This window comes from Roseateles sp. GW821-FHT09H10, assembly GCF_059415865.1.
Window position 1 is genome coordinate 402,066 of the sequence record NZ_JBWKOB010000005.1, and the last position, 12,934, is coordinate 414,999.

The following is a 12,934-nucleotide window of genomic DNA, read 5'->3' on the forward strand; positions in this document are numbered from 1 at the left end:
GCACGGAAGTCGCTGCCGTGATGCGCTTTTGCAGCCTCGGCAGCGGCAGCGGCGGCAACTCCACGCTGATCGAAGCCAGCCAGGGCATCACGAGCACGAGGTTGCTCGTCGATGCCGGCTTCAGCGTGCGTGAACTCGTCAGGCGCCTCGCCCGCAGCGGCTGCGCGCCCGAGGATGTCGACGCCGTCTTCATCACCCACGAGCACGGCGACCACATCGGCTGCGCCCTGGCCTTCGCCATGCGCTACCGCCTGCCCCTCCTCATGAGCCGCGGCACCTGGCGGGCGGTCGGCAACGCCGACTTCGATCCCGCCCTGCTGCGCATCGCCAGGGACGGCGAGGCCCTGCCCCTGGGTGACATGGAGCTCCAGCCCTTTGCCGTGCCTCACGACGCCAAGGAGCCCCTTCAGCTGGTGCTCAACGACGGCGCGCGCCGGCTGGGCATCGTCACCGACCTGGGCTGCGCGCCAGACAGCGTCTCGGCCGCATTGGCGGGCTGCCAGGCCCTGCTGCTGGAATGCAACCATGACGAAGGCCTGCTGCGCAGCGGCCCCTATCACCCGGCGCTGAAGAAGCGCATCCTGGGCAGCCACGGCCATCTGTCCAATGCCGCCGCGGCCGACCTGCTGACCCGCTGCCTGCACGCGGGGCTGGAGACCATCGCCGCCGCCCACCTCAGCGAGCACAACAACACGCCGGAACTGGCGCGAGCCTCGCTGTCCGAAGTTGTCGGCAGCGGGAAATCAGATATTCGCGTCGCCCATCCGACTCTGGGTTTGGACTGGCTGGCGCTGAACTGAGCCGCCCCGCGGAATCGCCTGGCGCAAAGTTTTGTAACCGTACCGGCCAACCCCGTCAAAACGTCGCAAAAAAGAAAAAAGCCGTCGCTGCTTGCGCAGCGACGGCTTTTTCCGTGGGGACGAAGTGATTACTTCGAAGCGGCGGACGCAGCAGCGTCGGCAACGGCGCTGGCAGCGGCCGAAGCGGCGTCGGCGACAGCCGAAGCGGCTTCCGAAGCGGCAGCGGCGACGGGGGCAGCCACGGGGGCCTCAACCTTGGGTTCTTCCTTCTTGCTGCAAGCGGTCAGAGCAGCAACGGCCAGCAGGGAAGCCAACAGGATCGACTTATTCATTACTTGTCCTCAAACGTTTAAACGACGGTGCACACCATAATTTTGGGGTCGTGCGCCAGTGCTTTTTGCACACTGACGGCCGACCCCGACAGAACAAGACGCGGAAAACCTCGAGCGCTTCCCTCGCCTAGCCCGCGATTATAGGGGTTTGCACGCCGCTAGCGCTCACAACCCCAAAGTCGTGGGCGCAAATGCGTCGCTGGAGCGTTGTGCGAGGGCATCAAACCATTCCAGGCCGCGCAGGCGCTCGCCAGGCTCCAGGCTGAGCTCGCCCCGCCATAGATGACGGTCGAACAGGCGCAGCGTCACGCTCGACTCCGGTCCGACCGCCAGCAGCAGGCTCTGCGGCGCCGCTTCCAGCCTCAGTTCGGGCTCCAGGGCCCGGGCCGTCACGCAATGGGCGAAGTCGCGGCGCCAGCGCACGAAGCGGGGGTGGCGACGCACGACGTCGTCGTACTGCAGGGCCAGCAGATGCAACTGCCGCCCCTGCCGCGCCCAGTCCGTCAGCGCGGCCAGCGCGGCGGCTTCGGACAGCGGCCAGTCGACGAAGCTCGCATCCCAGGCATGCAGTTCGCGGCAGCCCTGCTCGCTGGCCCAGGCGAGGGTTTCGGCAAGCAGGCGCTGGAAGTCGGCACGGCTGGCAAAGTTCTGTGCATTCATGGCGTCTGCGGCTGAATCCAGCCGTCCTCGGTCCATTGATCCAGCAATTCGCGTGCGTCGGGCGACAGGCGCGCCACTTCGCCGGCGCTCAAGACCCGGTTGTCGGCCAGCGTGCGCATCAGGGCGGCATCGCGGCCGCCGGCACGGAAGCTCTCGCCGTTCAGGAAGACATGGGCCGCGTCGTAGAGCATGAGGCTGCGACGGTCCAGCACGGCGCCCTGCCCTTCCAGCAGGGGCTCGCCAGGCTCGAACCAGACGGTGGCCTTGGGCTCGGTCAGCGCCTCGCCCAGAGCGCGCTCCAGGGCCTGGGGCCGCTGCACGGCGGCCTCGACGGCGCGGCGGGCGAAATCCAGCAGCGCGGCCGGAATGCAGGCCGGCTCGGCAGTCGCTTCCTGACGCGGGTCGGCATAGAGGCGGCTGGCGCTCTCGACATCGTCCAGCAGGCGCGGCAGCAGCTCCGCGGCCAGGCCTTCCACGGTGGACGCACGGAAACCGACAGAGCCGGTGATGCAGCCCGGCCCCACGGCGACGCCGTCATGGGCCCAGCCGGGCGGCAGGTAGAGCATGTCGCCCGGCTCCAGCACGAACTCTTCCTCGGGCTTGAAGTTGGCGATGATCTTCAGAGGCACGTCATCGCGCAGCACGGCGTCGCGCTGGGCGCCAATGCGCCAGCGGCGCTGGCCGGCGAGCTGGATCAGGAAGACGTCATAGGAATCGAAATGCGGGCCGACGCCGCCGCTGTCGCTGGCGACCGACAGCATCAGATCGTCCAGGCGGGCATCCGGGATGAAGCGGAACAGGTCGAGCAGGGCGCGGGCCTCGGCCAGGTGCTGGTCCAGGCCCTGCACCAGCAGCGTCCAGCCGGGCTTGCTCATGGCTGGCAGGCGGGCGATGGGGCCTTGCTTGAGCTTCCAGTCGCCGTCGAAGGCCGTGACGAGGCGCGATTCGACATCGTCGCGGGCCGCGAGGGCGGCCAGCTCCTTCAGCGAAGCGGGCGGCGTGGCGGCCTCGAAGGCCTGGCGCACCAGCAGCGGCTTTTTCTGCCAGTGCTTGCGCATGAACTGCGCCGGGCTGAGGCCGGCCAGCAGGGGGGTGGGAAGTGCAATCTGCATGCAGGCATTGTGCCGAGAGCGCTGTGGGAAAATTGCCGCCATGCAAGTGACCCGCCCCTGTGTTGTCTCCCTGCGCTGGAGACTCGAAGACGCCCAGGGCCAGCTCATCGATGAGTTGGCCCAGCCCATGGAATTCCTGTTCGGCGGTGACGACCTGTTCGCCAAGGTCGAGGCCGCGCTGGAAGGCCAGGAAATCGGCTTTGAGGCCGACCTTGCGCTGCAGCCCGAGGAAGCCTTCGGCGACTACGACTCCAACCTGGTCTGCTTCGAAGCCCGCGGCCTGTTCCCGTCCGACGTCGAGCCGGGCATGCAGTTCGAGGGCATGCCGGAGGGCGCCGTCACCGAAGGCATGCCGGACGCCGTCTACACGGTCACCGAGGTCTATCCCCAGCATGTGGTGCTGGACGGCAACCACCCTCTGGCCGGCATCGGCCTGCGCATGCACCTGACGCTGCTGGACGTGCGCGCGGCCACCGAGGAAGAGGTCCAGGCCGGATCAGTCGGCGAGCCCATCTTCATGGTGCAGACCGGCGCGCCGCCGGAAGAGCCATTGCACTGAAGCCCCTCGCCCAGTCTGGCGTCGCTGAACGCGCGCGAGCGTGGTCGGTCCCCCGAGGGGACGGCGATGCTTGCGGCATCGAGCCGCAAGCACATCGCCTCGCGGGCCGGCTAGGGAGCGGCCCGGCGCTCGGCCCGAAATACGGATCAGCGGGCGTGTCTTGGGCCCTTATGCCTTGCCGGTAGAGCCGAAGCCACCTGCTCCGCGTTCGGACGAGTCGAAGCTGTCGACGCGCCGGAACGTCGCCTGCACGACCGGCACGATGACCAGCTGGGCGATGCGCTCGAAGGGCTGGATGGTGAATTCCGCCTGGCCGCGGTTCCAGCAGCTGACCATCAGCTGGCCCTGGTAGTCGCTGTCGATGAGGCCCACGAGATTGCCCAGCACGATGCCGTGTTTGTGGCCCAGACCGGAGCGTGGCAGGATGATGGCCGCCAGGCCCGGGTCGGCGATATGGATGGCCAGGCCGGTGGGGATCAGCGTCGTCTGGCCCGGGGCCAGCTGAACAGCTTCGTCGAGACAGGCGCGCAGGTCGAGGCCGGCGCTGCCGGGCGTGGCGTAGGCGGGAATCTGCTCGGCCATGCGGGCGTCGAGCACTTGCAAATCAATCGCGTGCATCAGGAAAGTCTTTTGGAGAGTTCGGCCATCAGCTCGCGCGCAAGGCTGAGCTTGTCCGCGCGGGGGAGTTCACGCTGACCGCTCTCGTCGATGAGCAGCAGCGCGTTGTCGTCGCGGCCGAAAGTGGCCGGGCCGAGATTGGCGACGATGAGGGGAATGCCCTTGCGGCGGCGCTTGGCGTCGGCATGCTCGGCCAGCTTCTCGCTCTCGGCCGCAAAGCCGACGCAATAGGGCGGTTGGGGCAGCCTGGCGACGGCAGCGAGGATGTCGGGGTTCTCGGTCATGGCGATGGTCGGTGCGGTCACGCCGCCCTCGGCCTTCTTCATCTTGTGCTCATGCGACTGCGCCGGGCGCCAGTCGGCGACGGCAGCGCTCGCGATGAAGGCATGCTGGTGGGCCGCCAGCGGCAGCACCGCATCGAACATCTGCTGGGCGCTTTGCACATTGATACGCTGCACACCGCGCGGCGTGGGCAGGTGCACCGGGCCAGCCACCAGCGTGACCTCGGCGCCGGCCTCGGCCGCGGCGCGGGCAATGGCGAAACCCATCTTGCCGCTGCTGTGGTTGGTGATGCCACGCACCGGGTCGATGGACTCGAAGGTCGGACCGGCGGTGATGAGCAGCTTCTTGCCGACGAGGGTCTTGGGCGCCAGGAAGGCCTCGACGTCGTCGAAGATCTCCTGGGCCTCCAGCATGCGGCCGTCGCCGATCTCGCCGCAGGCCTGGTCGCCGTTGGCCGGGCCGATGACGGTCGCGCCGTCCGCCTTGAGCTGGGCCACATTGCGCTGTGTGGCCGGATGGGCCCACATCTCGCGGTTCATGGCCGGCACGACGAGCAGCGGGCACTCGTGGATGCGGCGCGCCAGCGCGGTCAGGCTGATGAGGTCGTCCGCCCTGCCCTGCGCCAGCGCAGCGATGGCATCGGCGCTCGCTGGCGCCACCAGCATCACATCGGCCTCGCGGCTGAGGTTGATGTGGGCCATGTTGTTGTCGGGCCGCGCATCCCACTGGCTGGTGTAGACCGGCCGACCGGACAGGGCCTGCATGGTGACGGCAGTGATGAACTGCTCGGCGGCCTCGGTCATCATGACCTGCACGGTCGCACCGCCCTTCACGAACAGGCGCGTCAGCTCGGCGATCTTGTAGCCGGCGATGCCGCCGGTCATGGCGAGGAGGATGTGTTTGCCGTGAAGAGGGCTTGTCGTCATCAACGCTTCCTGAACACCAGGTCCCACACACCATGTCCGAGCTTGATGCCGCGGTTCTCGAACTTGGTCAGGGGACGGTAGGCGGGCTTGTCAGCGTAACCCGTTGCAGCCGCGGTGTTCAGGAGATGGGGCTCGGCCGTCAGTACTTCAAGCATCTGCTCGGCATAAGGCTGCCAGTCGGTCGCGCAGTGCAGATAGCCGCCGGGCGCGATGTGCTGCACCAGCTTGGCGACGAACTCGGGCTGGATCAGGCGGCGCTTGTTGTGGCGCTTCTTGTGCCAGGGGTCGGGGAAGAAGATGTGCACGCCGGCCAGCAACTCGGGGCCGACCATGTCGCGCAGCACTTCCACCGCGTCATGCTGGACGATGCGGATATTGGGGATCTGCTTCTCGTCGATGAGCTTGAGCAGCGCGCCGACACCGGGCTCGTGCACCTCGCAGCCGATGAAATCGTGGTCAGGCAGCGTCTGGGCGATCTCGGCCGTGGCACCGCCCATGCCGAAGCCGATCTCCAGCACCAGCGGGGCCTTGCGGCCGAACACCGCCTCGGCGCTGATGCGCTCGGGCTTGTAGGGCAGCACGAACTTGGGGCCCAGCTCGGCCAAGGCCTTGATCTGGCCCGTGCCCATGCGGCCGGCGCGGGTGACGAAGCTCTTGATCGCCCGGCGTGGCGGATCCTGCGGCGGCTGGCCTTGCTCTTCGCTCATCAGCCCACCTCGGCCATGACCATGGGGGTTGCGGCCACGTCGGCATCACCCAGCGTGCAGGCGGCCAGATAGGACGCGATGGCACGGTCGGCAGCGGCTTCGTCGGCGGCGTGGATGAGCGCCAGCGGCTGGCCGGCGGCAACGCGCGTGCCGATGGGCTGGACCTCGGAGAAGCCGACACGCATATCGATGGCGTCGCCGGCCTTGCGGCGGCCACCGCCCAGCTCGACGATGGCCACGCCCAGGTCACGGGTCGACATGGTGGTGATGACGCCGGCGCGCGGCGCAGCCACGGGCTTCACGACGGGGGCAGCCGTCAGATGGACTTCAGGTCGCTCCATCAGATCGGCCGGGCCGCCCAGGGCGACCACCATCTGGGCGAACTTCTCGGCGGCGGCGCCGGAGTCCAGCGAGGCCTGCAGCTTGACGCGCGCGGCGGCGGTGTCGGCAGCCAGGCCGCCCAGCACCAGCATCTCGGCGCACAGGGCCAGCGTGACCTCGTGCAGGCGCGGCTCGCGATGTTCGCCCTTGAGATAGCGGATAGTCTCGATGACTTCCAGCGAGTTGCCGACATCGGTGCCCAGGATCTGGTTCATGTCGGTGATCAGCGCGCGGGTGCGCAGGCCGGCACCGCCGGCAACGGCGACGATGCTCTCCGCCAGTTCCTTGGCGAACTCGGGCGTGGACGCGAAAGCGCCGTTGCCGCACTTGATGTCCATGGCCAGGCCTTCGAGGCCGGCGGCCAGCTTCTTGGACAGGATGCTGGCGGTGATCAGCGGCACGCTCTCCACCGTCGCCGTCACGTCGCGCGTGGCGTAGAAGCGCTTGTCGGCGGGCGCCAGGTCGGCGGTCTGGCCGATGATGGCGCAGCCCAGGGAGCGCACGATCTGGTCGAACTTGGCCGGGTCGGGCGTCGTCGTGTAGCCCGGAATGGCTTCGAGCTTGTCGACCGTGCCGCCGGTGTGGCCGAGGCCCCGGCCGGCGATCATCGGCACATAGCCGCCGCAGGCCGCCACCATGGGTGCCAGCATCAGGCTGACCTTGTCGCCCACGCCGCCGCTGCTGTGCTTGTCCAGCACCGGGCCGGGCATGTCGGGCCAGCGCATGACGCGGCCGGAATTCATCATCGCGCGGGTCAGCAGCACGGCTTCGTCGCGGCCCATGCCCTTGAGGAACACGGCCATGCCGAGGGCGGCCACCTGGCCTTCGCTCCAGGAGTTGTCGACGAGGCCGCGGACGAAGTGGCTGATCTGCGCTTCGTTGAGCGCCTGGCCGTCGCGCTTGGCGCGGATGATTTCTTGGGCAAGCATGGTTCAGTAGGCCGCGGTGACGGCGGCGGATTCAGCGCCGGACAGGACGGCTTCAATATCGGTCAGCAGGCCGCTGGCGCCAAAGCGCAGGCGCTGCGGGTTGAGGGCTTCTTCACCGAGGGCGGCACGGGTCTGCTCGATATAACCGGCGGCATCCGCCACCGAGCGCACGCCGCCCGAGGCCTTGAAGCCGGCGGCGGACAGGCCGCTCGCGGCGATTTCCTTCAGCATGACGGCGGCGGCGGCGGACGTGGCGCCGGTCTTGGTCTTGCCGGTGCTGGTCTTGATGAAGTCGGCACCCGCCGCGAGCGCCAGGCGCGTGGCCTGGGCAATGCGCTCGGGCGTGGCCAGTTCACCGGATTCGATGATGACCTTGAGCGTCAGCGGGCGGCTGGCAAAACGGACTTCGGACAGGAACTCGCCGACCTCGGTGCTGTCGCCGGCGATCAAGGCCTTGTAAGGCAGCACCACATCGACCTCGTTGCCACCGGCCTGGGCAATCTCGGCCACATCAGCCAGCGCCCGTTGCAGGTCGAGCGAACCGTCGGGGAAGTTGGCGACCGCGGCGACCTTGATGGACGCCGGCAGCGCCGCACGCGCCTGGGCAACGAAGCGCGGCCAGACGCAGACCGCCGCGACGGGGCCATGCACCGTCTGCGCACGCTGGCACAGCGCCTCGATGTCGGCGGCCGCGTCGGCGTCGTTAAGGCTGGTGAGGTCCAGGCAGGCCAGCGCCGTACGGGCCGCTGCCTTGAGGTCGGTGGTCACAGCTCGACGTCCTTGAAGCTGGCGATCAGCGCGGCCAGGAAGCTGGCGGCACGCTCGCCCGAAATCTGGGCCTGTTTCAGCGTCAGGTCATGCGTCAGCGCCTCGGCGGACAGGCCGGCGGCCATGTTGGTCATCAGCGCAATGCCCATGACCTTGAGGCCGGCATGGCGGGCCAGGATGGTCTCGGGCACGGTGCTCATGCCGACGGCGTCGGCGCCCCAGGCCGCGAACATGCGGATCTCGGCGGCCGTCTCAAACTGCGGGCCCAGGGCCCAGCAGTAGGTGCCCTCACCCAGCATCAGGTTCTCGCGCTTGGCCAGGGCCAGCGCATGCTTGCGCAGCTCGCCGTCATAGGCATTGACCATGTCGACGAAGCGGTGGCTGCCCTGCTCGCCCACCAGCGGGCTGCGCTGCGGCGAGTTGATGTGGTCGGCGATCAGCATCAGGCTGCCCGGCGGCATGTGGCCGCGCAGGGAACCGGAGGCATTGGTCTGCACCACCAGCTTCACGCCCCAGCGCTTGAGCGTGCGCAGCGCGCCGGCCATGCCGGTGCAGTCGCCGCTCTCGTAGGTGTGGGCGCGGCCGCGCAGGAAGATGACGCGCTGCTCGCCGATCTGGCCGACGACGATCTCGTTGACATGGCCCTCCACCTTGGGCTGCGGGAAAGCCGGCAGCTCGGTATAGGGCAGGTTCTTGGCGTCCTGCACATGGCTGACGGCGCCGGCCCAGCCGGAGCCGAGCACGACGGCGACTTCAGGGGCGTTGCCGAACAGGGATTGCAGCTTCTCGACGCTCGCGGTGATCGCGGGGTCGAGCTTTTGGTTGTCGATCATGGGAAACCTCAGAAATTCAGATGGGAGGGCCCGAAGCTGTGGGGCAGCAGTTCGGCCAGGGTCCAGCGTTGGCGGATGCCGCCAGGATCGCCGGCAATGATGACGAGCTCTTCGGGCTCGGAGAACTCGCGCAGCTTCTGGCGGCAGCCGCCGCACGGGGTGATGATGCCCGGGCCGGGGCCGGTCACCAGCGCCACCAAGGCCCGCTTGCCGCCGGCCATGATCATGGCCGTCAGCGCCGAGGGTTCGGCGCACCAGCCCTGCGGGTAGGAGGCGTTCTCCATGTTGGCGCCAACATGGATTTGGCCCTGTTCGTCGAGGATGGCCACGCCAACCTTGTATTGGGAATACGGCGCATGCGCGAGCTCGCGGGCGCGCAGCGATTCGGCAAGCAGGCGGTCCAGCAGGTCTTGGCTCAATTCCATCAGCGCTCCTTCACATAGGGGCGGCCGAGGGCCTTGGGGGCGATGGCAGAGCCAATGAAGCCAGCCAGAAGGACCACAGTCAAGATATACGGCAAAGCCTGGATCAACTGCACGGGTACTTCGCCGATGCCGGGGAGATGCACGCCCTGCATGCGGATGGCCACCGCATCCAGGAAGCCGAACAGCAGACAGGCAGCCATGGTCGGCAGCGGCTTCCACTTGCCAAAGATCATCGCGGCCAGCGCGATGAAGCCGCGGCCGGCCGTCATGTTCGGAGAGAACGAGGCGTTCTGCGCCAGCGTCAGGTAGGAGCCTGCCAGGCCGCAGAGCACGCCGTTCATCAAGAGGGCCTGGTAGCGCAGGCCTTGCACCGACATGCCGGCGGCTTCCACCATGGCCGGGTTCTCGCCGACCGCGCGCAGGCGCAGGCCCGGGCGGGTGCGCTCCAGGAAGAACCACACCGCCGCCACCATCAGGAAGGCCACATAGACCAGCACGTTGTGGCTCAACAAGCCATGGCCGAAGACGGCGGCGAACCAGTTGCCCGCCTGAGGCTCGGCAAAGCCCTTGGCGAGGGCCGTCAGGCGCACATCGGGGGCTATGGGTGGCGTCTGGCCGCCCTGCTGGAACCAGGCGATGCCCAGCACCACGGTCAGGCCGGCGGCGATCATGTTCAGCGCGACGCCGGAGACGACCTGGTCGCCGCGGTTGCTGACGCAGGCGAAGCCATGCAGCACGGACGCCGAGCAGGCCACGGCGATGGCGGCCAGCATGCCGAAGGCGGCGGAATGGGTGACGGAAGCGGTGGCCGCGGCCGCGAAGGCGGCGAACAGCATCTTGCCTTCCAGGCCCAGGTCGACGACACCGGCGCGCTCGGACAGCACGCCGGCCATCGCGCACAGCAGCAGGGGCGCACTGACCCGCAGCGTGGACGCCAGCACCGAGGCAATCAGGACTTCATCCATCAACGGCCTCCCTTGATGGCAGCGTAGGCACGCGCGAACAGCGGCGCGCTGACCGTCGCCATGGCGCCCGAGAACAACACGATCAGGCCCTGGGCCGTCACGACCATCTCACGCGAGAAGCCTTGCAGTTCGAAGCTCACCTCGACGCCGCCCTGGTAGAGCACGCCGAAGAGCAGCGAGGCGAGCACGATGCCGATGGGATGGTTGCGGCCCATCAGCGACACGGCGATGCCGGTGAAGCCGGCGCCGGCGACGAAGTCCAGCGTCAGCTTGCCCTGCACGCCCGAGATCTCGTTGACGCCCACCATGCCGGCCAGGGCGCCGGAGATGGCCATGGCGATCAGCACCTGGGCGCGCGGGCGGATGCCGGCGTAATGGGCCGCGCGCGGCGCGCTGCCCACGGCGCGCACGGCATAGCCGGCGGCGCTCTTCCACAGGAACCAGCCGACGAAGACGCAGGCGACCAGGGCGATGACGAGGCTGAGATTCAGCGGTGACGAGGGAAGCTCGTAGCCCAGCGCAGCGGCCATCTGGTGCAGGGCCGGCATACGGGCGGATTCGGCGAACTCGGCGGACTCGACCGACATGCTGCCGGCCGGGCGCAGCCAGTTCACCAGCAGATAACCGTTCAGGCCGGCGGCAAGGAAATTGAACATGATCGTCGTGATGACGATATGGCTGCCGCGCCAGGCCTGCAGATAGGCCGGCAGGGCCGCCCACAGCATGCCGAAGAAGGCCCCAGCGAGGACCAGCAGCGGCAGCATGACGAGGGCCGGCAGCTTGGTGCCCAGCCACAGCGCGACCAGGGCCACGCCCACGCCGCCCAGGGTTGCTTGGCCCTCGCCACCGATGTTGAACAGACCGGCATGGATGGCCACCGCCACCGCCAGGCCCGTGAAGATGAAGGTCGTCGCGTAATAGAGGGAATAGCCCAGGCCGCGCACGCTGCCCAGGGCGCCGTTGAGCAGCACCGTCAGCGCCTGCCAGGGGCTGTGGCCGATGACCATGACGACGAGGCCGGCCACGACCAGGGCGATGGCCAGGTTCCACAACGGCAGCAGGCCGATGTCGATCCAGCGGGGGAGAGACAGGGGTTGGCTCATGCAGCCGCTCGTTCTTCTTGTGCGGCCATCAGGAGGCCGAGGCGCTTCTCATCGCATTCTTCGATGGACAGCTCACCGGTGATGCGCCCGCAGTTCATGACGACGACGCGGTCGGCCAGGGCCAGGATCTCGTCCAGCTCGCTGCTGACCAGCAGCACGGCGCAGCCGGCGTCGCGCAGGGCGCGCAGCTGGTGGTGGATGAATTCGATGGCGCCGATGTCGACGCCGCGGGTGGGTTGGCCCACCAGCAGCACGGTCGGCTGCTCGCCGATCTCGCGCGCCAGGATGAGCTTCTGCTGGTTGCCGCCGGAGAACTTGGACGAACCCAGGTTCTCGTCGCGCGGCCGCACGTCGAAGCGTTCCTGCATCTGCTTGGTCGCTTCACGCATGGCGGCGTGGTTCATGGACGCGCCCTTGCGGTATTTGGGCAGCCCCTGGTAGCCCAGCACGGCGGATTCCCAGGCCGGGAAGCTCATGACGAGGCCGACGGCGTGCCTGTCCTCCGGCACGTGCGCCAGGCGCAGCGGCCGGGCCTGGGCGGTGTCCAGCCAGGCCTCGGGCGAGAAGGACTGGCCGCCGAGTTCCAGGCGGCCGTCCTCGGGCGCGCGCAGGCCGGACAGCACCTCCAGCAATTCGCTCTGGCCATTGCCCGACACGCCGGCCACGCCGACGATCTCGCCGGCCTTCAGCGTCAGGCTGACGTCCTTCAGCGCCGGCACGCCGTTGGCATGCTTGAGGCTGAGCCCGCTGGCCTGCAGACGCACTTCGCCGGCATGCACTTCCAGGCCCTCGGGCCGGCCCAGCGTGACCTTGCGGCCGACCATCGATTCAGCCAGCGACTCTTCGCTCCACTGCTCGATGCCGCGCGTTTCGACCACCTGGCCGGCGCGCATCACCGTGACGGCGCTGCACAGGCTCATGACCTCACGCAACTTGTGCGTGATGAGGATGAGCGTCGTGCCGCGCTCCTTCAGTTTGCGCAGGGTGACGAAGAGCTGGTCGGTCTCCTGGGGCGTCAGCACGGCCGTCGGCTCGTCCAGGATCAGGATCTTCGCGCCGCGATAGAGGGCCTTGAGGATCTCCAGGCGCTGCAACTCGCCCACCGGCAGGTCGGCGACGACGGCGTCCAGCTGCACCTGCAGGCCGGTCTCGGCCATCAGGGCCTGCAGCTTCTCGCGCACCTTGGCCTTGGAAGGCGTCAGGAAGAAGCCGCCCTCGGCGCCCAGCATGATGTTTTCCAGGCAGGTCAGCGTGTCGACCAGCATGAAGTGCTGGTGGACCATGCCGATGCCCAGGCCAATGGCCTGCTGGGAGTTGGCGATGTGGACCTGCTGGCCGTTGACCTCGATATGGCCGGCGTCCGCGTGGTAGTAGCCATACAGGATGGCCATCAGCGTGCTCTTGCCGGCGCCGTTCTCGCCGACCAGGCCATGCACCGCGCCCGCGGCGATGTCGAAGGACACCTCGCGGTTGGCTTGGACTGCGCCGAAGCGCTTGGAGATCGCCTGGAGGCGTACCGCGGGCGTCATGCCGC

The 12,934-nt window shown here is 68.4% G+C and carries 15 protein-coding genes; 2 read left to right on the plus strand and 13 right to left on the minus strand.

Annotation, left to right across the window (positions count from 1 at the left end; translation table 11 throughout):
* The first annotated feature begins 20 nt into the window (after window positions 1-20).
* Complete coding sequence (locus AC07OY_RS23040) at window positions 21-800, plus strand: MBL fold metallo-hydrolase (protein ID WP_495045056.1); 780 nt, start codon at window positions 21-23, stop codon at window positions 798-800.
* 128 nt (window positions 801-928) lie between these two features.
* Here the strand turns inward: AC07OY_RS23040 and AC07OY_RS23045 are convergent, their stop codons facing one another.
* The 3 genes from AC07OY_RS23045 to AC07OY_RS23055 all read right to left on the minus strand — a co-directional run bounded on the left by AC07OY_RS23045 (window position 929) and on the right by AC07OY_RS23055 (window position 2,904).
* Window positions 929-1,132 (minus strand): hypothetical protein, encoded by a 204-nt coding sequence (locus tag AC07OY_RS23045; protein ID WP_477933732.1) that lies wholly within the window; start codon window positions 1,130-1,132, stop codon window positions 929-931.
* Window positions 1,133-1,297: 165 nt separating this feature from the next.
* Window positions 1,298-1,792, minus strand: coding sequence for a hypothetical protein (locus AC07OY_RS23050; RefSeq protein ID WP_495044908.1), 495 nt, complete (start codon window positions 1,790-1,792; stop codon window positions 1,298-1,300).
* A complete protein-coding gene (locus tag AC07OY_RS23055) occupies window positions 1,789-2,904 on the minus strand; it encodes a JmjC domain-containing protein (RefSeq protein ID WP_495044909.1) in 1,116 nt (371 codons plus the stop codon). Before AC07OY_RS23055 ends, AC07OY_RS23050 begins: the two co-directional genes overlap by 4 nt.
* 40 nt (window positions 2,905-2,944) lie before the next feature.
* On the opposite strand from AC07OY_RS23055, the gene AC07OY_RS23060 reads away from it, so the two are divergent.
* Window positions 2,945-3,463, plus strand: a complete 519-nt coding sequence (locus AC07OY_RS23060; RefSeq protein ID WP_495044910.1) for an FKBP-type peptidyl-prolyl cis-trans isomerase — start codon at window positions 2,945-2,947, stop codon at window positions 3,461-3,463.
* A gap of 168 nt (window positions 3,464-3,631) precedes the next feature.
* On the opposite strand, the gene dut is transcribed toward AC07OY_RS23060, so the two are convergent.
* The 10 genes from dut to AC07OY_RS23110 are packed head-to-tail and all read right to left on the minus strand — an operon-like array spanning window position 3,632 to window position 12,929.
* Window positions 3,632-4,081 (minus strand): dUTP diphosphatase, encoded by a 450-nt coding sequence (gene dut / locus AC07OY_RS23065; protein WP_495044911.1) that lies wholly within the window; start codon window positions 4,079-4,081, stop codon window positions 3,632-3,634.
* Window positions 4,081-5,289: a bifunctional phosphopantothenoylcysteine decarboxylase/phosphopantothenate--cysteine ligase CoaBC gene (gene coaBC, locus AC07OY_RS23070; protein ID WP_495044912.1), complete on the minus strand. Its 1,209-nt coding sequence runs from the start codon at window positions 5,287-5,289 to the stop codon at window positions 4,081-4,083. The genes dut and coaBC overlap by 1 nt, the downstream gene beginning before the upstream one ends.
* On the minus strand, window positions 5,289-5,996 hold the full coding sequence (gene trmB, locus AC07OY_RS23075; protein WP_495044913.1) for a tRNA (guanosine(46)-N7)-methyltransferase TrmB: 708 nt from the start codon (window positions 5,994-5,996) through the stop codon (window positions 5,289-5,291). The genes coaBC and trmB overlap by 1 nt, the downstream gene beginning before the upstream one ends.
* Complete coding sequence (gene deoA / locus AC07OY_RS23080) at window positions 5,996-7,306, minus strand: thymidine phosphorylase (RefSeq protein WP_495044914.1); 1,311 nt, start codon at window positions 7,304-7,306, stop codon at window positions 5,996-5,998. Before deoA ends, trmB begins: the two co-directional genes overlap by 1 nt.
* Before the next feature lie 3 nt (window positions 7,307-7,309).
* The gene (deoC, locus tag AC07OY_RS23085) at window positions 7,310-8,074 is read right to left on the minus strand and encodes a deoxyribose-phosphate aldolase (RefSeq protein WP_495044915.1); all 765 of its coding nucleotides are present in this window, start codon (window positions 8,072-8,074) and stop codon (window positions 7,310-7,312) included.
* Window positions 8,071-8,907, minus strand: coding sequence for a purine-nucleoside phosphorylase (locus AC07OY_RS23090; protein ID WP_495044916.1), 837 nt, complete (start codon window positions 8,905-8,907; stop codon window positions 8,071-8,073). The genes deoC and AC07OY_RS23090 overlap by 4 nt, the downstream gene beginning before the upstream one ends.
* An 8-nt stretch (window positions 8,908-8,915) precedes the next feature.
* A complete protein-coding gene (gene cdd, locus AC07OY_RS23095; protein ID WP_495044917.1) occupies window positions 8,916-9,332 on the minus strand; it encodes a cytidine deaminase in 417 nt (138 codons plus the stop codon).
* On the minus strand, window positions 9,332-10,297 hold the full coding sequence (locus AC07OY_RS23100; protein ID WP_495044918.1) for an ABC transporter permease: 966 nt from the start codon (window positions 10,295-10,297) through the stop codon (window positions 9,332-9,334). Before AC07OY_RS23100 ends, cdd begins: the two co-directional genes overlap by 1 nt.
* Window positions 10,297-11,400 (minus strand): ABC transporter permease, encoded by a 1,104-nt coding sequence (locus tag AC07OY_RS23105; protein ID WP_495044919.1) that lies wholly within the window; start codon window positions 11,398-11,400, stop codon window positions 10,297-10,299. Before AC07OY_RS23105 ends, AC07OY_RS23100 begins: the two co-directional genes overlap by 1 nt.
* Entirely contained in the window at window positions 11,397-12,929 is a 1,533-nt protein-coding gene (locus tag AC07OY_RS23110) for an ABC transporter ATP-binding protein (protein WP_495044920.1), read from the minus strand. The genes AC07OY_RS23105 and AC07OY_RS23110 overlap by 4 nt, the downstream gene beginning before the upstream one ends.
* Window positions 12,930-12,934 lie beyond the last annotated feature (5 nt).

Coding starts and splice junctions, on each gene's coding strand:
- AC07OY_RS23040 (WP_495045056.1), top strand. CDS start 21: ATGCGCTTTTGCAGCCTCGGCAGCGGCAGCGGCGGCAACTCCACGCTG.
- AC07OY_RS23045 (WP_477933732.1), bottom strand. CDS start 1,132: ATGAATAAGTCGATCCTGTTGGCTTCCCTGCTGGCCGTTGCTGCTCTG.
- AC07OY_RS23050 (WP_495044908.1), bottom strand. CDS start 1,792: ATGAATGCACAGAACTTTGCCAGCCGTGCCGACTTCCAGCGCCTGCTT.
- AC07OY_RS23055 (WP_495044909.1), bottom strand. CDS start 2,904: ATGCAGATTGCACTTCCCACCCCCCTGCTGGCCGGCCTCAGCCCGGCG.
- AC07OY_RS23060 (WP_495044910.1), top strand. CDS start 2,945: ATGCAAGTGACCCGCCCCTGTGTTGTCTCCCTGCGCTGGAGACTCGAA.
- dut (WP_495044911.1), bottom strand. CDS start 4,081: ATGCACGCGATTGATTTGCAAGTGCTCGACGCCCGCATGGCCGAGCAG.
- coaBC (WP_495044912.1), bottom strand. CDS start 5,289: ATGACGACAAGCCCTCTTCACGGCAAACACATCCTCCTCGCCATGACC.
- trmB (WP_495044913.1), bottom strand. CDS start 5,996: ATGAGCGAAGAGCAAGGCCAGCCGCCGCAGGATCCGCCACGCCGGGCG.
- deoA (WP_495044914.1), bottom strand. CDS start 7,306: ATGCTTGCCCAAGAAATCATCCGCGCCAAGCGCGACGGCCAGGCGCTC.
- AC07OY_RS23090 (WP_495044916.1), bottom strand. CDS start 8,907: ATGATCGACAACCAAAAGCTCGACCCCGCGATCACCGCGAGCGTCGAG.
- cdd (WP_495044917.1), bottom strand. CDS start 9,332: ATGGAATTGAGCCAAGACCTGCTGGACCGCCTGCTTGCCGAATCGCTG.
- AC07OY_RS23100 (WP_495044918.1), bottom strand. CDS start 10,297: ATGGATGAAGTCCTGATTGCCTCGGTGCTGGCGTCCACGCTGCGGGTC.
- AC07OY_RS23105 (WP_495044919.1), bottom strand. CDS start 11,400: ATGAGCCAACCCCTGTCTCTCCCCCGCTGGATCGACATCGGCCTGCTG.
- AC07OY_RS23110 (WP_495044920.1), bottom strand. CDS start 12,929: ATGACGCCCGCGGTACGCCTCCAGGCGATCTCCAAGCGCTTCGGCGCA.